This window comes from Paraburkholderia sp. GAS206C (genome assembly GCF_050435645.1).
Lineage (GTDB): Bacteria > Pseudomonadota > Gammaproteobacteria > Burkholderiales > Burkholderiaceae > Paraburkholderia > Paraburkholderia phenazinium_B.
Genome location: NZ_JBNDKR010000002.1, coordinates 708,062 through 724,532, shown reverse-complemented (window position 1 = coordinate 724,532; position 16,471 = coordinate 708,062). Strand labels below are relative to the sequence as shown.

Annotated in this window: 17 protein-coding genes; 5 read left to right on the top strand and 12 right to left on the bottom strand. The window is 63.5% G+C overall.

The annotated features are described in order from the left end of the window. Nucleotides 1–119 precede the first annotated feature (119 nt). On the bottom strand, nt 120–701 hold the full coding sequence (gene ruvA, locus P3T20_RS07620; RefSeq protein WP_429286594.1) for a Holliday junction branch migration protein RuvA: 582 nt from the start codon (nt 699–701) through the stop codon (nt 120–122). Nucleotides 702–791: 90 nt separating this feature from the next. Next, on the bottom strand, nt 792–1,334 hold the full coding sequence (gene ruvC / locus P3T20_RS07615) for a crossover junction endodeoxyribonuclease RuvC (RefSeq protein ID WP_429286593.1): 543 nt from the start codon (nt 1,332–1,334) through the stop codon (nt 792–794). A gap of 159 nt (nt 1,335–1,493) precedes the next feature. On the opposite strand from ruvC, the gene P3T20_RS07610 reads away from it, so the two are divergent. Next, a complete protein-coding gene (locus P3T20_RS07610; RefSeq protein ID WP_074262443.1) occupies nt 1,494–1,733 on the top strand; it encodes a hypothetical protein in 240 nt (79 codons plus the stop codon). A 157-nt stretch (nt 1,734–1,890) separates the two neighbouring features. Here the strand turns inward: P3T20_RS07610 and purH are convergent, their stop codons facing one another. From purH to P3T20_RS07585, 5 genes are all read right to left on the bottom strand, one after another. After that, nucleotides 1,891–3,456, bottom strand: coding sequence for a bifunctional phosphoribosylaminoimidazolecarboxamide formyltransferase/IMP cyclohydrolase (purH, locus tag P3T20_RS07605; protein WP_429286592.1), 1,566 nt, complete (start codon nt 3,454–3,456; stop codon nt 1,891–1,893). A 57-nt stretch (nt 3,457–3,513) separates the two neighbouring features. After that, nucleotides 3,514–3,747 (bottom strand): Fis family transcriptional regulator, encoded by a 234-nt coding sequence (locus tag P3T20_RS07600; RefSeq protein WP_007180440.1) that lies wholly within the window; start codon nt 3,745–3,747, stop codon nt 3,514–3,516. Continuing rightward, on the bottom strand, nt 3,744–4,808 hold the full coding sequence (dusB, locus tag P3T20_RS07595; RefSeq protein WP_429286591.1) for a tRNA dihydrouridine synthase DusB: 1,065 nt from the start codon (nt 4,806–4,808) through the stop codon (nt 3,744–3,746). The genes P3T20_RS07600 and dusB overlap by 4 nt, the downstream gene beginning before the upstream one ends. Before the next feature lie 245 nt (nt 4,809–5,053). Next, nucleotides 5,054–6,301, bottom strand: coding sequence for a UbiH/UbiF/VisC/COQ6 family ubiquinone biosynthesis hydroxylase (locus tag P3T20_RS07590; protein WP_429286590.1), 1,248 nt, complete (start codon nt 6,299–6,301; stop codon nt 5,054–5,056). Between the two features lie 19 nt (nt 6,302–6,320). Further along, complete coding sequence (locus P3T20_RS07585; RefSeq protein ID WP_429286589.1) at nt 6,321–7,733, bottom strand: aminopeptidase P N-terminal domain-containing protein; 1,413 nt, start codon at nt 7,731–7,733, stop codon at nt 6,321–6,323. 198 nt (nt 7,734–7,931) lie between these two features. Between P3T20_RS07585 and P3T20_RS07580 the strand changes: the two genes are divergently transcribed. Then, nucleotides 7,932–8,552: a glutathione S-transferase C-terminal domain-containing protein gene (locus P3T20_RS07580; protein WP_429286588.1), complete on the top strand. Its 621-nt coding sequence runs from the start codon at nt 7,932–7,934 to the stop codon at nt 8,550–8,552. Nucleotides 8,553–8,616: 64 nt separating this feature from the next. Here P3T20_RS07580 and P3T20_RS07575 read toward each other — a convergent pair whose 3' ends face one another. The 3 genes from P3T20_RS07575 to P3T20_RS07565 form a co-directional block, all read right to left on the bottom strand. Then, nucleotides 8,617–10,227, bottom strand: a complete 1,611-nt coding sequence (locus P3T20_RS07575; RefSeq protein WP_429286587.1) for an FMN-binding glutamate synthase family protein — start codon at nt 10,225–10,227, stop codon at nt 8,617–8,619. Nucleotides 10,228–10,293: 66 nt separating this feature from the next. Continuing rightward, entirely contained in the window at nt 10,294–11,439 is a 1,146-nt protein-coding gene (mnmA, locus tag P3T20_RS07570; RefSeq protein ID WP_429286586.1) for a tRNA 2-thiouridine(34) synthase MnmA, read from the bottom strand. Next, entirely contained in the window at nt 11,436–11,984 is a 549-nt protein-coding gene (locus tag P3T20_RS07565) for an NUDIX hydrolase (RefSeq protein ID WP_429286585.1), read from the bottom strand. Before P3T20_RS07565 ends, mnmA begins: the two co-directional genes overlap by 4 nt. Before the next feature lie 187 nt (nt 11,985–12,171). On the opposite strand from P3T20_RS07565, the gene P3T20_RS07560 reads away from it, so the two are divergent. Genes P3T20_RS07560 through P3T20_RS07550 form a run of 3 tightly spaced genes read left to right on the top strand, consistent with a single transcriptional unit; the run spans nt 12,172 to nt 15,107 of the window. Then, nucleotides 12,172–13,314, top strand: coding sequence for a Re/Si-specific NAD(P)(+) transhydrogenase subunit alpha (locus P3T20_RS07560; protein ID WP_429286584.1), 1,143 nt, complete (start codon nt 12,172–12,174; stop codon nt 13,312–13,314). A gap of 12 nt (nt 13,315–13,326) precedes the next feature. Next, nucleotides 13,327–13,656 (top strand): NAD(P) transhydrogenase subunit alpha, encoded by a 330-nt coding sequence (locus P3T20_RS07555; protein ID WP_074262435.1) that lies wholly within the window; start codon nt 13,327–13,329, stop codon nt 13,654–13,656. Beyond that, nucleotides 13,653–15,107 carry an NAD(P)(+) transhydrogenase (Re/Si-specific) subunit beta gene (locus P3T20_RS07550; protein ID WP_429286583.1) on the top strand — a complete coding sequence of 485 codons (1,455 nt, stop codon included), beginning with the start codon at nt 13,653–13,655 and terminating at the stop codon, nt 15,105–15,107. The genes P3T20_RS07555 and P3T20_RS07550 overlap by 4 nt, the downstream gene beginning before the upstream one ends. Nucleotides 15,108–15,153: 46 nt before the next feature. On the opposite strand, the gene P3T20_RS07545 is transcribed toward P3T20_RS07550, so the two are convergent. Beyond that, nucleotides 15,154–15,840 carry a helix-turn-helix transcriptional regulator gene (locus P3T20_RS07545; protein ID WP_074262433.1) on the bottom strand — a complete coding sequence of 229 codons (687 nt, stop codon included), beginning with the start codon at nt 15,838–15,840 and terminating at the stop codon, nt 15,154–15,156. A 182-nt stretch (nt 15,841–16,022) separates the two neighbouring features. Beyond that, entirely contained in the window at nt 16,023–16,409 is a 387-nt protein-coding gene (locus P3T20_RS07540) for a VOC family protein (RefSeq protein ID WP_074262432.1), read from the bottom strand. Between the last annotated feature and the right edge of the window lie 62 nt (nt 16,410–16,471).

The following is a 16,471-nucleotide window of genomic DNA, read 5'->3' as shown; positions in this document are numbered from 1 at the left end:
GCACGCAAGACGTTTCGCTGCGGCGACTCAAGCGTTATGGGCCAACCCTTGGCAGCATGGAGCGGCCTTTGAGCGACCTTCCAGCGACCTTTGAGCAGCCTCGGCCGCGGCGATTCCCGTCAGCCCTTCGAGAGCGCCTTCAATGCAAGCTTGATGCCCTCGGACACGCCGGTGCCGGCGGGCACGTTCTTGACCGCTGCCAGGGCTTCTTTCTCGGAGTAACCCAATGCGAGCAATGCGTTCAGGATATCGGAAGCGTGGTCGGACGCCGACACCGTTCCAGCCATCGAACCGAGGTCGGCCCCGAGCTTGCCCTTCAGTTCCAGCAGCAGCCGCTCGGCCGTTTTCTTGCCGATGCCGGGCACGCGCGTGAGGCGCGCCGCATCCTGTAGCGTGACGGTCTGCGCCAGTTCGTGCACGCTCATGCCGGAGAGCACGGCGAGCGCCATCCGGGCGCCGATGCCGGTGATCTTCAGCAGCTCACGGAAAGTGGCGCGTTCCTCGGCGGTGCCGAAGCCGTACAGCAGATGAGCGTCTTCGCGCACGATCATCTGCGTGAGCAGGACTACCCGTTCCCCGGTGGAGGGCAGGTTGTAAAACGTGCTCATCGGCACGTCGACTTCGTAGCCCACGCCATTGCAGTCGACGAGCAGGTGTGGCGGGTTTTTTTCCAGCAGGACGCCGGCAATGCGACCGATCATGGCGGATTCAATCGTGAGAGAAAGGGCGAGTGTAGCGCAGGGAGCGGGCAGAGCGAACGGCGGGACGGAGCGGGGTGGCCCTAACCAGGCCTAACCCACCAGACGCCCACGCCGCACCCTCAGGCCCTTCTTCGCCAGCGAGGGCGCAATACCGCCCAGCGTGGTAAGCGTGCTGCCGCCATGCGCATGGCAGATCGCCATTCCGAGCGCGTCGGCGGCGTCTGTCCCCGGCACGCCAGAGAGGCTCAGCAGACGTACCACCATCTGCTGCATCTGCTCCTTGGTCGCGCGGCCGTAGCCCACCACTGCCTGCTTCAACTGCAGTGCGGTGTACTCGGCCACTGGCACACCGCCAGCAACCAGCCCGCAGATGGCAGCGCCACGAGCCTGGCCGAGCAGGAGCGTGGATTGCGGGTTGACGTTGACGAACACCTTTTCGATCGCGGATTGATCGGGGGTGTGCTGACGGATCAGCGTCGAAATACCTTCGAAAATCGTGCCCAGGCGCGACGGCAGGTCGGCGTCAGCCGTCTTGATGACGCCGCTTGCCACGTAAGTGAGCTTGTGACCGTTCTGGTCGATTACGCCGAAGCCGGTCACACGCAAGCCGGGGTCGATGCCGAGAATTCTCATGAGATACGCTGTGAACCAGGTGCTTGCGATACTACAACGAACCGGCGGCCAGGCGGCGTTCGCGAGTTGTGGAGACGGGAATAAATAGGCTCGCTGGATTGTCCGCAACGTGGCAAGCTGAACAAAGGGCGAGATTCGCAGCAACCGGGACGTGCAAACGTGGAACGCTATCGGAATCTAAGCGGTGACTCAGGTGTCGAGGCCTACGCGCTCGGTGAGGGCTGCATCGCGGTTCGCTTCAGGACCGGCGTGATCTATTGGTACACGGAGGCGAGCGTCGGGCCGGATCATGTGGCCGAGATGACGCGACTAGCTTGCAATGGCAAAGGGCTTAGCACTTACATCAGCACGCACCCCGACGTGAGTGCCGGTTACGCCAGGAAGAACCCGGACGACTAGGATCGGGCGGCGCGCCTTGACGCAGAAAATTGCGCGTAAGAAACAAAACGGCCCGGCAGAAAATCTGCCGGGCCATTCTTTTTCAAGCCATCGAGCCTGACGTAACGCGCCAGCTTCAGAACCGCCGCGCAACCCCGCTAGCCCACGCGCAAATCAATCAATGCCGGAAGTGCCGCACACCCGTCAACACCATCGCGATGTTGTGCTCATCGGCCGCTGCGACCACTTCATCATCGCGCATCGAACCGCCCGGCTGGATCACCGCGGTCGCACCTGCTGCGACTACCACGTCGAGGCCGTCGCGAAACGGGAAGAACGCATCCGACGCCACGGCGGAACCCGCCAGCGTCAAACCCGCGTTCTGCGCCTTGATACTCGCAATCCGTGCCGAGTCCACGCGGCTCATCTGGCCCGCGCCGACACCGAGCGTCATGCCGTTGCCACAGAACACGATTGCGTTCGACTTCACGTACTTCGCCACACGCCACGCGAACAGCAGATCGTCCATTTCCTTCGGCGTCGGATGACGCTTCGTGACGACGCGCAGCTCATGCGGCTGCACATTGTGCGAATCGAGCGATTGCACCAGCAGACCGCCACCGACGCGCTTCAGGTCGAACGCGTTATGACCCTCGCCGAGAGCGATCTCCAGCAGACGCACATTCTTCTTCGCCTCGAACACCTGACGCGCGGCCACGCTGAACGAAGGCGCAATCAGCACTTCGACAAACTGCTTGGCCACGGCCTGCGCCGTTGCTTCATCCACTTCACGGTTAAAGGCGATGATGCCGCCAAACGCCGAGGTCGGATCGGTCTGCAGCGCCTTTGCATACGCTTCATTCGCATCCGCGCCCACGGCGACGCCACACGGATTCGCGTGCTTGACGATCACGCAGGCCGGCACGTCGAACGTCTTCACGCATTCCCACGCCGCGTCGGAATCGGCGATGTTGTTGTACGAGAGTTCCTTGCCTTGCAACTGCTCATAGTTTGCCAACGCACCAGCCGGCACCGACAGATCGCGATAGAACGCGGCGCTCTGATGCGGGTTTTCGCCGTAGCGCAGATCCTGCACCTTGTCGAACGCCAGATTGAACGTAGCCGGATAGGTGTTGCGCGAGGAATGTTGCAGCTCTTCGGTCAGGCTCGTCAGATAGTTCGTGATCGCGCCGTCGTACTGCGCGGTGTGCGCGAACACTTTTGTCGCGAGACGGAAGTTGGTTTTGTAGCCCACCGCATTGCCGTTCGCACGCATCTCTTCAAGCACCACCGCGTAATCCGCCGGGTCGACCACCACTGTCACATCACGGTGATTCTTCGCCGCCGAGCGCAACATGGTTGGGCCGCCGATATCGATGTTCTCGATCGCGTCTTCCAGCGAGCACTCTTCCTTCGCCACCGTCTGCACGAACGGGTACAGATTCACGACCAGCAGATCGATTGTCGGAATGTCGTGCTTTTCTAGCGCAGCCATGTGTTCCGGCAGGTCGCGCCGCGCGAGGATGCCACCGTGCACCTTCGGATGCAGCGTTTTCACGCGCCCGTCGAGCATTTCCGGGAAGCCCGTGTAGTCGGCCACTTCGGTAACGGGCAAACCCGCATCTGCGAGCAGTTTCGCGGTGCCGCCGGTGGACAGGATCTTGACGCCGAGGTCCGACAGCGATTTGGCGAAATCGACGATGCCGGACTTGTCGGAAACGGAGATGAGCGCTTGCTTGATCATGATGAAGAATGAGAAGCCGAAGGGGAGGTGGCAGGGGCGTCAGGAAACTACAATGCGCTACAGCAGACCATGCTGTTGCAGCTTCTTGCGCAGCGTATTGCGGTTAATGCCGAGATACTCGGCGGCCAGCGACTGATTGCCGCCGGCCTGCTCGAGCACCACCTCGAGCAACGGTTTTTCGACACACGAAATAACCATGTCGTAGACGTCGTGCGGATTGGAGCCGTCGAGGTCCTGGAAGTACATTCCCAGGCTGTCGCGGACTGATTGTTCGATATTGTTCTTGCTCATGCTGCTAGTCGGTCGGATTGGTCCGGCTCGCCGTTCGGGTTGACATCCTCTTCCACGTAGACGAGGCGGTCGGAGAACGCCTTTTGGGCGTCGAAGAACTCGTTGACGGCGAGCAGTTGTTCGCGCGTCGTGTCCAGCGTATTCATGCGGTGGCGGAACACATTGGCGCCAGAAAGGCCGCGAGTGTACCAGCCGATGTGCTTGCGTGCCGTGCGCACGCCTGTAAATTCGCCGTAGAACGCGTAGTGATCTTCGAGATGCTCGTTCATGACCTGCTGGATCTCGTCGATGCGCGGCGGCGGCAACAGCTCGCCGGTTTGCAGGAAATGCCCGATCTCGCGAAACAGCCACGGACGGCCCTGCGCCGCGCGGCCGATCATGATCGCATCCGCGCCGGTAGCGGCGAGCACCTGGCGCGCCTTATGCGGCGAAGTGATGTCGCCGTTGGCGACCACCGGGATGCGCACCGCGGCCTTCACGGCGGCGATGGTTTCGTATTCAGCGTCGCCGTGGTACAGGTCCGCGCGCGTGCGGCCGTGCACGGTCAGCATCGAAATGCCGGCGTCTTCGGCCAGACGCGCCACACTCAACGCGTTCTTGTTGTCGCGATTCCAGCCGGTGCGGATTTTCAGCGTGACGGGCACCGCGTCAGGGCCCACGCCCACCGCGCCTACCACCGCCTCGACGATGCGCTGCACGAGCGGTTCGTTCTGCAGCAACGCGGAGCCGGCCGCCACATTGCACACCTTCTTGGCCGGACAGCCCATGTTGATGTCGATGATCTGCGCGCCGTTGGCGACGTTATAGCGAGCCGCCTCGGCCATCATGGCCGGATCGGCGCCGGCAATCTGCACGGCGATCGGCTCGACCTCGCCCGTGTGGTTCGCGCGGCGCATGGTTTTTTCGCTTTTCCACAACTGCGCGTTCGATGCGACCATTTCCGACACGGCATAGCCCGCGCCCAGCCGCTTGCAGAGCTGACGGAACGGCCGGTCGGTCACACCCGCCATGGGGGCGACGAACAGGTTGTTGCGCAGATTGTGGGAGCCGAGAGCGGGCATGACAGGGGTGCAGCCGCGGCACATCGAATCGATGAGAAACGGTCGCAGATCACGAGGGAAAACGGCTATTTTAGCGTTAACGGATTCCCGCCACCGGACTTGAGACGCTCCTAAGCCATTAAATCTTCTATGAAAGTGCCCAGGTTCATAGACCCGCGGAACGCGAATCACCGCAAGCGGGCAGCGGGGCGAGCCGATGCACTGGCCCGGCGCACGATCCCCGCGCGATGCGATTCCTGAGCCGTCTAGCGGCGCTGTCCGAACATCATTTGGCGTGCCAGTGCGGTCTTGACCGGCGGCACGAATTCGAGCGCCGTCAGCGCGAGCCCGCGCAGCGTGCCGAGAGCCGGAATGTCGACCGTGAAGAGGCGCGCGAGCGTATCGGTGGAGCGGATCGTCAGACGCCGGTCGAGCGCACGGCGCTGGGCGAACAACGCTAGTGCGAGCGGTGTCGCACCGTGTTGCGAGAGCGCGTCGGTGAGGGCGTGGGCGTCGCGCAGCCCGAGGTTGAGCCCCTGGCCCGCTACCGGATGCAACGTCTGCGCCGCATTGCCGATCGCCGCAATCCGGCCCTTGACCAAAGTATCGAGCGCGTTCAGGCCGAGCGGGAACGAAGCGCGGCCTTTGATTTGAGTGAAGCGTCCCATCCGGTCTCCAAACGCGGTGCCGAGCTCGAGCAGAAACGCATCGTCGGGCAATTGCGCGCGGCGCGCCGCTTCCTCCGGGGCGCAGCACCAGACCAGCGCGTAGTCAGCATTGCGCGCGCCGCCGGTCGGCAGAAGCGCAATCGGCCCCTGGTCGGTGAAACGTTCCCACGCGACATGCGGGCGTGGCCTCGATACCGTGACCGTGCCGACGAGCGCCGTCTGACCGTAATCACGCGTGCCGCCGGTGCCGCCGCGTTTCTGTTGCTCATGAAACAGCCCACCTTCGGCGTTCACCAGAATACGCGTGCGCAGCGTGCGTGCGCCGTGTTCGGTTTCCACCGGCAGCGTCACGCCGTCTTCTTCTTGAACCGGCGTCTGCGCGGAGGTGGACTGGAACCAGTGCACGGAAGTCGGCCGCACAGCCTCGGCGAGCGATTGCACGATCGAGCCGTAGCGCAGCACATAGCCAAGTGCGGGCAAGCCATGCTCGGTGTGGTCGATCAGCGTACGGCCGAAATGTCCGCGTTGCGATACATGGATGTGGTGAATCGCGGTCGCGTCCGAGGGCCAGCGCAGCGGCTCCAGAATCATCCGGCTGCCTTGCGACACGGCGATTGCGCGTGGATCGCGCAAAGCGTCTTCCGGCTTGCGTGCATCGATCAGCGCGATCGACAGTCCCTGGGTCGCACTGCGCCGCGCGAGCCAACCGGCCAATGCGAGCCCGACCGGCCCCGCGCCGACGATGGTCACGTCGAAATCGAACGACGCTTCAGCAGAATCTGCGCCGCCAGTGGCGTCTTGTGAGCCGGCTTGCACAACGCCGGCTGGTTGAGAAGCGTCGTTCATGAGCGATCGGTCGGTCCGTTCAAACCGCGCGCGTGGCGCTGGCCGTTGCCTGCGCTTCCCGCATCAGCGCTTCGATCTCGTCGGCCTTGACCGGCACGTCGCGCGTCAACAGTTCGCAGCCGTTGGGCGTGACGACAGCGTCGTCTTCGATGCGGATGCCGATATGCCAGTAACGCTCGGGGACATTTTCCGTCGGGCGAATATAGAGACCCGGTTCGATCGTCAACGCCATCGACGGATGCAAGGTGCGCGACGGCAGCGCGCCTTGTGCATCGCGCGGTGCGCCGCGTTCGCGGTAGTCGCCGCAGTCGTGCACGTCCATGCCGATCCAGTGGCTGGTGCGGTGCATGTAGAAGGGCGCGTAGGCGCGCTCCACGATCACATCGTCGACGGACGAGAAGAGTCCCCGGTCGACGATGCCCGTATCGAGCAGGCCCTGCGACAACACGCGCAGCGCGGCGTTATGCGGGTCGTCGAAGGCGGCGCCAGGCCGGGTGGCGGCGACGGCGGCTTCCTGGGCGGCGAGCACGATGTCGTACAGCTCGCGCTGCGCCGGCGTAAAGCGGCCGTTCGCCGGGAACGTGCGCGTAATATCGGAAGCGTAGCCGTCGAGCTCGCAGGCGGCGTCGATCAGGATCAGGTCGCCGTCGCGGGCAATCGTGTTGCCGGCTGCGTAGTGCAGCACGCAGGCGTTGCTGCCCGCAGCGACGATCGAGCCGTATGCCGGCCCTTGCGCACCGTGTTTGCGGAATGTGTACAGCAGTTCGGCTTCGAGTTCGTACTCACGCACGCCGGCAAAAGACGCGGCCATCGCGCGGCGATGCGCCTGCGCCGAGATCTGGCCGGCACGACGCATGATCGACAGTTCGTGGCTGTCTTTGAAGAGCCGCATCTCGTCGAGCAGCGGCAGCAGGTCATGCGCGGCAACCGGAGCGGCGACGCCGCTGCGGGCTTTGCCACGCACCGCGTCGAGCCAGCGGCGCACCTTTTCGTCCAGATCCGCCGAGCTGCCGAGCGCGTAGTGCAGCGCCGGCTTGTCGGCGAGGATCAGCGGCATCTGGCTTTCGATATCTTCGACAGCAAACGCCGCGTCGAAGCCGAACGCCTCGCGGGCGGCCTCGGGGCCGAAGCGGAAGCCGTCCCAGATCTCGCGCTCTTCGTTCTTGGCGCGGCAGAACAGGATCGAAGCCGGTCCGCTCCCGCCTGCGCTGGCGTCGAGCACGAGCAGGCCTTGCGGCTCGGTAAAGCCGGTCAGGTAGTAGAAGTAGCTGTCGTGCCGGTACGGATAATCGGCGTCCCGGTTGCGCACCACCTCCGGTGCGGTGGGGACGATGGCGACGCCGCCGCCTGCCGCGCGCAGCGCAGCGAGCACGCGCTCGCGGCGCTTGCGGTAAACGTCGATGGCGAGAGTGGGTTCGTTCGGCTGGTTCATAGCGAGATTGTAGCGCCCAATTGAGCCAGGATTGCGGCGCGCACCCCCTGGCCATCTGGCCGGATAGACGTCCGGCGCGGCACACGGCAATGTTGCAATCCGTCCACAGGTCCGGCCGCCGCCAGTCCAGAAGATGGGAGCGGCCGTCTGTATCGCGGTCAACCAACGTATACTTCCGCCCAATTCCAGAAAAGGCAAATGGTGATGATGAAACTCATCGGTTCGCTCGGCAGTCCGTTTGTCCGCAAGGCACGGATCGTATTCGCCGAAAAGAAGATCGACTACAAGCTGGTGCTCGAAAACGTCTGGGCGCCGGATACGAGCATCCATGCCTTCAATCCGATCGGCAAGGTGCCGTGCCTCGTGATGGACGACGACGAGGCGGTATTCGACTCGCGCGTGATCTGCGAGTACGCGGATACGCTGTCGCCGGTCGGCAAGCTGATTCCGCCGTCGGGCCGGGAGCGTGTCGAGGTGCGCTGCTGGGAAGCGCTTGCGGACGGCGTCATGGATGCCGCCGTGCTGATCCGGCTCGAGGGCACGCTACGGGCTGAGGAACACCGTTCGGACGCGTGGCTCGCGCGCCAGCAACGCAAGATCGACGACGGGCTGGTGGCGATGTCGCAAGGGCTGGGTAGCAACCCGTGGTGTGCGGGTAGTCGCTACACGCTGGCGGATATCGCCATGGGCTGCGCGCTCGGCTACCTCGATTTCCGCATGCCGGCGCTCAACTGGCGCGAGGCCTATCCGAATCTCGACAAACACTTCCAGAAGCTGTCGCAGCGGCAGTCGTTTGTCGATACGTTTCCGGCGGACTGAGCTCGCTGCGCAGGCGTGACGGACGACGGCTTCGCCGCCTGCGTCCTCAGGTTCGTTGCAGGTATCAGGTCGCCGCGAGTTCGACCTTTGGCGCGAACGAGTCGGCGCTTGCCACCGGCCACCACTTCTCGTAGATCGAGTAGCGGTGGTTGCCGTTCAGCAGATCATTCGGCTCGAGATACTTCAGCAGATCCGACATCAGGCTCACCTCATGCGACGACACTCGCCGCACGATGTGATGCGCACGCAGTTCCGCCGGATGCTTGAGACCCGCGGCCTGAATGATCTCCTGCAGCGCGTGCAAGGTGTTGTGATGGAAGTTGAAGACGCGGTCGGACTTGTCCGGCACCACGAGCGCGCGCTGGCGCACCTGGTCCTGGGTGGCCACGCCGGTCGGGCAACGTCCCGTGTGACACGTCTGCGCCTGGATGCAGCCGACCGCGAACATGAAGCCGCGCGCCGAGTTGACCCAGTCGGCGCCGATCGCGAGGGTTTTGGTGATATCGAAAGCGGTGATCATCTTGCCGCTCGCGCCAATGCGAATCCGCGTCCGCAGGCCGATGCCTACCAGCGTGTTATGCACCAGCAGCAAGCCTTCCTGCAGCGGCACGCCGACGTGATCGGTGAACTCCAGCGGCGCCGCACCGGTGCCGCCTTCCGCGCCGTCGACGACGATGAAATCCGGCAGGATGCCCGTCTCCAGCATCGCCTTGGCGATGCCGAAGAACTCCCACGGGTGGCCGATACATAGCTTGAAACCGGTCGGCTTGCCGCCTGAGAGATTGCGCAGACGTTCGACGAATTCGAGCAGGCCGCGCGGCGTGGAAAACTCGGAGTGGGTCGCGGGCGAGATGCAGTCGCGGCCCATCGGCACACCACGCGTTTCGGCAATCTCCGGCGTGATCTTGGCGGCCGGCAGCACACCGCCGTGGCCCGGCTTCGCCCCCTGCGAGAGCTTCACCTCGATCATCTTCACCTGCGGCTCGTGCGCCTGTTTCGCGAACTTGTCGGCGTTGAAGCTGCCGTCGTCGTTGCGGCATCCGAAGTAGCCCGAAGCGATTTCCCAGATGATGTCGCCGCCGTGCTCGCGGTGATACTTTGACATCGAACCTTCGCCGGTGTCGTGCGCGAAGTTGCCCTTCTTGGCGCCGAGATTGAGCGCCATGATTGCGTTAGCCGAGAGCGAGCCGAAGCTCATCGCCGACACGTTGAAAATCGACATCGAGTAGGGCTGCTTGCGATCCGGGCCCACGACGATACGGAAGTCGTGGCCGTCGAGTTTGGTCGGCGCGAGCGAGTGGCTAATCCATTCGTGCGCTACCGCCTTCACGTCGAGCTCGGTGCCGTATGGACGGCTGTCGACGTCGTTCTTGGCGCGCTGATAGACGATGCTTCGCTGCGCGCGCGAGAACGGCCTTTCCTCGGTATCGTCCTCGACGAAATACTGGCGGATCTCAGGCCGGACGAATTCGAACATGAAGCGGAAATGGCCCCACAACGGATAGTTGCGCAGGATCGCGTGGCGTTCCTGCGTCAGATCGAACAGGCCGAGCGCGACCAGCAGCACGGGAATGATGATCCAGAACCACGACAGGTGTTGTGTCGCGGCCAGCGCCGCGCACGCGACGAGCAGGGCAACTGCACACCACATGGCCAGGTAGCGTCGAGAAAACATGGGGACTCCGTTGCAGAGAGCGGTTGACCGCTGATTGTTATCTTGCTGCGCCGCTGAGCGCGCCCCTTACCGCGCGGTCAGCAATGCAGCGCTTTGAGGTTGCCGCACGGCCGGCTGTGCAGTTGTTGCGTGTTCGATGATGCCACCGCCAAGACAGATTTCGCCATCGTAGAGCACTGCCGATTGCCCTGGTGTGACAGCCCACTGCGCGTCTTCGAAATTCAGCGCGAAGTGGCCGTCTGCCTCGCCCGAGGTGCTGAATGTGCAGGCTGCATCGGCCTGGCGGTAGCGCGTTTTCGCGCCGCACGCGAAGGCTTCGGTGGGCGGATGGCCCGCCACCCAGCTGGTATTGCCCGCGCTCAAAGAATGGCTCAGCAGCCACGAATGATCGTGGCCCTGTGCGACGTAGAGCGTATTCGACGGAATATCCTTGCCCGCCACGAACCACGGCTCGCCGCTGCCTTCCTTGCTGCCGCCCAGACCGATACCCTTGCGCTGGCCGAAGGTGTAGAACGCGAGGCCGATATGCTCGCCAACCACCTTGCCGTCTGTGGTCTTCATCGGCCCCGGCTTGGTGGGCAGATAGCGGTTTAGAAAATCGCGGAACGGCCGCTCGCCAATGAAGCAGATGCCGGTCGAATCTTTCTTTTTGGCATTCGGCAGACCGATCTGCTCGGCGATCTCACGCACCTTCGTCTTGGGGATTTCGCCGAGCGGAAACATCGTCTTCGACAACTGCGCCTGATTCAGGCGATGCAGGAAGTACGACTGATCTTTCGTGTGGTCGAACGCCTTTAGCAGTTCAAAGCGGCCTTCGACTTCGCGCACGCGGGCGTAGTGGCCAGTCGCAATGGTCTCGGCGCCAAGCGTCATGGCGTGATCGAGGAAAGCCTTGAACTTGATCTCCGCGTTGCACAGTACGTCCGGATTCGGCGTGCGGCCGGCCGAGTATTCGCGCAGGAATTCGGCGAACACGCGGTCCTTGTATTCGGCGGCGAAGTTGACCGCCTCGACGTCGATGCCAATCAGATCGGCCACCGAAACGACGTCGATCCAGTCCTGCCGGGTCGAGCAATACTCGCCGTCGTCATCGTCTTCCCAGTTCTTCATGAAAAGACCGACGACGTCGTAACCTTGCTCTTTGAGCAGCCATGCGGTGACCGACGAATCGACGCCGCCCGACATGCCTACTACGACTTTCTGCTTGCTCATGGGTTGCCTGACTTGCTTGATCGGGTGGGCCCGACCGAATGCGTATGCACGATGTCGAGCGGGAAACGCCGGCCTGCGAGGTAATCGTCGATACAGCGCATCACGAGCGGGGTGCGATGCCGCTCGGGGCACGCGCGCAACTCGTCGGCGCTCATCCACAACGTGCGGACGATATCGGGATCGAGCGCGCGGTTGGGATCGGCCGCCCCGGCACGGCCGCAATAAGTGAAGCGCAGATAAGTGGCGCCAGTCGCGCTGCCGTCCGTATTTCCACCGCCCGCATCCTGCGCTGCGGCGGCAGGGGCGGAACGCCCGAAATGCGCCATATAGACGCCTACCAGCGCCTCGGGCGTGAACGGATGCGCGGATTCTTCGAGCGTTTCGCGCACGGCCGCTTCGACGAGCGTTTCGCCCGCCTCCAGATGGCCGGCGGGCTGGTTCAGACGCAGCCCGTCGTCCGTATGTTCCTCGACGAGGAGGAAGCGTCCGTCGCGCTCGACGATGGCGGCCACGGTGACGTGCGCAGCCCAGGTTTCCGGATTCATGGGGCGGTATTTTACCGTCTATGACGGCTGGCTGCCCGGAAGCGGTCGGCTGCCCCCCGGATTGTCCCTGATTTCGGGGAACCCCCCGGTTTCGGTTACAGTGGCGTCGTTGCCGTTGCAAGTTCAAGCCGGCGTGCCTCGTCGGCAGCTCTGTCGTAACAACAGGAAGGCCGAGGAGGATTCAACGATGCACATCGGAGTGCCAGCCGAGACGCGAGCGCATGAAACACGCGTTGCCGCCACCCCCGAGACGGTCAAGAAATACGTATCGCAGGGCCACCGGGTCACGATCCAGAGCGGCGCCGGAACTGGCGCCAGCTTTCCTGACGAGGCTTTCAGCGCGGTAGGCGCGGAGATCGTCGATGCAGCCACCGCCTTCGGCGCCGATCTCGTCCTCAAGGTCCAATCGCCGACTGAGACCGAGCTGCCGCATCTGAAACGCGGCGCGGTGCTGGTGGGCATGCTCGATCCTTTCAATTCCGACAACGCGGCGAAGCTCGCCACTGCTGGTGTAACGGCATTTGCGCTGGAAGCCGCGCCGCGCACGACCCGTGCGCAGAGCCTCGACGTGCTGTCGTCGCAAGCCAACATTGCCGGCTACAAGGCCGTGCTGCTCGCCGCCGATCTCTACCCCCGCTTCATGCCGATGCTGATGACCGCCGCAGGCACGGTGAAAGCGGCGCGTGTGCTGATACTCGGCGCCGGCGTGGCGGGTCTGCAGGCGATCGCGACTGCCAAGCGCCTAGGTGCGGTGATCGAAGCCTCGGACGTGCGTCCGGCGGTGAAAGAGCAGATCGAATCGCTCGGCGCCAAGTTTCTCGACGTGCCGTATGAGACCGACGAGGAGCGCGAGGCCGCACAGGGCGTAGGCGGTTATGCTCGGCCCATGCCGCCGAGCTGGCTCCAACGCCAGGGGGCTCTGGTCCACGAACGCGCCAAACAGGCCGATATCGTCATCACGACCGCGCTGATTCCAGGCCGTCCCGCACCGACGCTCATCTCAGTCGAAACCGTGCAGGCCATGAAACCCGGTTCCGTGCTGATCGATCTGGCCGCTGGCCGTGGCCCCGAGTACGAAGGCCAGCGCGGCGGCAACTGTCCGCTCACCGTAGCGGACAAGATCGTGACCAGAAACGGCGTGCAGATCGTCGGCTTCACGAACCTGGCCTCGATGGTGGCCGCCGACGCCTCCTCGCTCTACGCACGCAACCTGCTCGACTTCCTGAAGCTGATCATCAACAAGGAAGGCGCACTTAACATCGATCTCGCGGACGACATCGTCGCGGCCACGCTGCTGGCCCGTGACGGCGAAGTCACGCGCAAGGCATAACTGGAGCCGGCGATGGAAGTCATCAACCATACGGTCATCAACCTGATCATCTTCATCCTGGCGATCTACGTGGGCTACCACGTGGTCTGGAACGTCACACCGGCACTGCATACGCCGCTGATGGCCGTGACCAACGCGATTTCCGCGATCGTCATCGTGGGCGCGATGCTTGCGGCCGGCCTGACGGTGGGCGGCACAGGCAAGTTCTTCGGGACCCTGGCGGTCGGGCTGGCAGCGGTCAACGTGTTCGGCGGCTTCCTCGTCACCAGGCGAATGCTGGAGATGTTCAAGAAGAAAGAGCCGAAGAAGCTCCCCGCAGCGGCAAAGGAGAAGGCGCAATGAGTCTGAACGTCGTCACGCTGCTTTATCTGGTTGCTTCGGTCTGCTTCATTCAGGCGCTCAAAGGGCTCTCGAATCCGAAGACCGCGCGCATCGGCAATACGTTCGGTATGGCCGGGATGGCGATCGCGATCCTCACCACCATCGCGTTGATCCTCAAGCAGGCGGCCGGACTCGGCTCGAATCTCGGGCTGGGCCTCGGACTGCTGTTTGCGGCGCTGGTGGTAGGCGGCGCGATCGGAGCGTTCGTCGCCGCGCGCGTCGAGATGACCAAGATGCCTGAACTGGTCGCCGCCATGCACTCGCTGATCGGTCTCGCGGCCGTGTGCATTGCCTATGCGGTTGTCTCGGAGCCGTCGGCGTTCGGCCTCGTGGATCCGGACAATCTGATCCCGGGGTTTCTGCCGTACGGCAACCGGATTGAGCTCTTTATCGGTACCTTCGTCGGGGCGATTACGTTCTCCGGTTCGGTGATTGCGTTCGGCAAGCTCTCGGGCAAATACAAGTTCCGCCTGTTTCAGGGTGCGCCGGTGGTATATCCGGGCCAGCATCTGATCAACCTGATGCTGGCGATCGGCATGATCGGCTTCGGCGTGATCTTCTTTCTGACGCAAGCGTGGCTGCCGTTCATCATCATGACGCTGATCGCGTTCGCGCTGGGCGTGCTGATCATCATCCCGATCGGCGGCGCGGATATGCCGGTGGTCGTGTCGATGCTCAACTCGTATTCGGGCTGGGCGGCGGCGGGCATCGGGTTCTCGTTGAATAACCCGATGCTGATCATCGCCGGTTCGCTGGTGGGGTCGTCGGGTGCGATCCTTTCGTACATCATGTGTCACGCGATGAACCGCTCGTTCTTCAATGTGCTGCTGGGCGGCTTTGGCGCGGAGGCGGGCGCGGCGGCTGCGGGCGGAGCCCAGGAACAGCGGCCGGTCAAGTCGGGTTCGGCCGAGGATGCGTCGTTCATGCTGGGCAACGCTGAAACCGTGGTGATCGTGCCGGGGTATGGTCTGGCGGTGGCACGGGCGCAGCATGCGCTGAAAGAACTCACGGACAAGCTGACCGAAAAGGGCATTGATGTGCGGTACGCGATCCACCCGGTGGCGGGCCGCATGCCGGGACACATGAACGTGCTGCTCGCTGAAGCCGAAGTCTCCTACGACATGGTCTACGAGATGGATGACATCAACAGCGAGTTCGGCCAAGTGGACGTGGTGCTGGTGCTCGGCGCGAACGATGTGGTGAATCCAGCGGCGAAGAACGATCCGAAGTCGCCGATTGCGGGCATGCCGATTATCGAGGCGTACAAGGCGCGTACGGTGATCGTCAACAAGCGTTCGATGGCGGCCGGTTATGCAGGTCTCGACAACGATCTGTTCTACATGGACAAGACCATGATGGTCTTCGGCGATGCGAAGAAGGTGATCGAGGATATGGTGAAGTCGGTGGAGTGAGGGTTGGGGCCGCAACGGTATGCGGCCTTGAACGCTGTCGCTGCAGTTAGCGCTGTTTCACCTCGACGTGCCTCAGAAAATCCGCGAGCCGTCTGCCCTCCATATCGGGGAACGGCTCGACCACCTGCAGTTCGCGAATCTCTTCGACGTCGAAATTGCGGAAGTCTCCGCGCAACTCACACCACGCGCCGATGGTCCAGCGCGCACCCCAATAAAAGAGGCCGAGCGGCCAGACGCGCCGCTCGGTTTGCGCGCCTTTGCGATCGCGATACGCAAAACTCACGATCCGGTTGCGGTCGATGGCCAGATGCAGCGCATCGACCTTCTCCGCGAATTCACCCTTGATGTGAAACGAAGGCGCAAAGATCGGCAGCCGGTCGAGCGTCGCGCGCTTGTCAGCGGGCATGGTCGAGGCGATCTTCGCCAGCGCGCCGCGGGCGCCCTTGGCGAAGCTCGCACCACCCCATGTTTCGAGCATGCGTGCGCCGGCGGCGAGCGCAGCGAGTTCGTCGACGGTGAAGGTGAGCGGCGGCAAGCTCGCCGAGCGGTTCAGGCGGTAGCCGATTCCCGCTTCCCCTTCGATCGGCACGCCTGAGAGCTGCAGATCGCGCACGTCCCGGTAGACCGTGCGCGGCGAGATATGCAGCCAGTCCGCGAGCTGTTGCGCGGTAGTCAGACGCCGGCCGCGGAGCAGCTCGGCGATCTGGAACAGGCGGTCGGCGCGGCGCGTCATCGTGGGCGTCTTGTCGTGTTGTAGTAGGGGCGGGGGTGTTGCGATCGCTTCAGCCGAAACGGAGTGGCCCGCGTCACGGGGGTTGCGAACCGGCGGCCCGCAAACGGGCATTCCCGAGATCATAGCGCCGCGTGACGCTCATGCGGTGCTGCGTGGCCGTCACCCCTGCGCGGGCCAATCGGTCAACCGTTCTTCGGCGAATGCAGCCCGATGCGGTTACCTTCGGTATCGGTAAAGAACCCGATATAGCCGATATCCTGCGGCAGATCGATGACCGGACCTTGCACCTTGCCGCCGGCCTTCTCGACGCGGCCCAGCACGGTGTCGACGTTCGGCTGCGCGTTCAGATAAACGACGACGCCATCGCCGGAAGGCCTGGCGTTGGGGCTCTGGATGATACAGCCGCCGGTGGACGGCTCGGTGTACTGAAAAATGCCGATCGGCTCGCCGCCGAAATTTTCACGCCGCAGCGTCGTGCCGAGCGTAGTCTCGTAGAAACGTGCGGCGCGCTCGAAATCGGTGACCGGAATTTCGAACCAGGAAATGACGTGGGATGCGGCTGCTGACATGACACTCTCCTTGGCATGACCCGAAGGCCCATGTGATGCGCCGGATGGCGTGATCAGGAGTG

Excerpts from the sequence above, each read along its gene's own strand:
- ruvA (WP_429286594.1), bottom strand. The coding sequence starts at position 701 with ATGATCGGTCGCATTGCCGGCGTCCTGCTGGAAAAAAACCCGCCACAC.
- ruvC (WP_429286593.1), bottom strand. The coding sequence starts at position 1,334 with ATGAGAATTCTCGGCATCGACCCCGGCTTGCGTGTGACCGGCTTCGGC.
- purH (WP_429286592.1), bottom strand. The coding sequence starts at position 3,456 with ATGATCAAGCAAGCGCTCATCTCCGTTTCCGACAAGTCCGGCATCGTC.
- P3T20_RS07600 (WP_007180440.1), bottom strand. The coding sequence starts at position 3,747 with ATGAGCAAGAACAATATCGAACAATCAGTCCGCGACAGCCTGGGAATG.
- dusB (WP_429286591.1), bottom strand. The coding sequence starts at position 4,808 with ATGCCCGCTCTCGGCTCCCACAATCTGCGCAACAACCTGTTCGTCGCC.
- P3T20_RS07590 (WP_429286590.1), bottom strand. The coding sequence starts at position 6,301 with ATGAACGACGCTTCTCAACCAGCCGGCGTTGTGCAAGCCGGCTCACAA.
- P3T20_RS07585 (WP_429286589.1), bottom strand. The coding sequence starts at position 7,733 with ATGAACCAGCCGAACGAACCCACTCTCGCCATCGACGTTTACCGCAAG.
- P3T20_RS07580 (WP_429286588.1), top strand. The coding sequence starts at position 7,932 with ATGGTGATGATGAAACTCATCGGTTCGCTCGGCAGTCCGTTTGTCCGC.
- P3T20_RS07575 (WP_429286587.1), bottom strand. The coding sequence starts at position 10,227 with ATGTTTTCTCGACGCTACCTGGCCATGTGGTGTGCAGTTGCCCTGCTC.
- mnmA (WP_429286586.1), bottom strand. The coding sequence starts at position 11,439 with ATGAGCAAGCAGAAAGTCGTAGTAGGCATGTCGGGCGGCGTCGATTCG.
- P3T20_RS07565 (WP_429286585.1), bottom strand. The coding sequence starts at position 11,984 with ATGAATCCGGAAACCTGGGCTGCGCACGTCACCGTGGCCGCCATCGTC.
- P3T20_RS07560 (WP_429286584.1), top strand. The coding sequence starts at position 12,172 with ATGCACATCGGAGTGCCAGCCGAGACGCGAGCGCATGAAACACGCGTT.
- P3T20_RS07555 (WP_074262435.1), top strand. The coding sequence starts at position 13,327 with ATGGAAGTCATCAACCATACGGTCATCAACCTGATCATCTTCATCCTG.
- P3T20_RS07550 (WP_429286583.1), top strand. The coding sequence starts at position 13,653 with ATGAGTCTGAACGTCGTCACGCTGCTTTATCTGGTTGCTTCGGTCTGC.
- P3T20_RS07545 (WP_074262433.1), bottom strand. The coding sequence starts at position 15,840 with ATGACGCGCCGCGCCGACCGCCTGTTCCAGATCGCCGAGCTGCTCCGC.
- P3T20_RS07540 (WP_074262432.1), bottom strand. The coding sequence starts at position 16,409 with ATGTCAGCAGCCGCATCCCACGTCATTTCCTGGTTCGAAATTCCGGTC.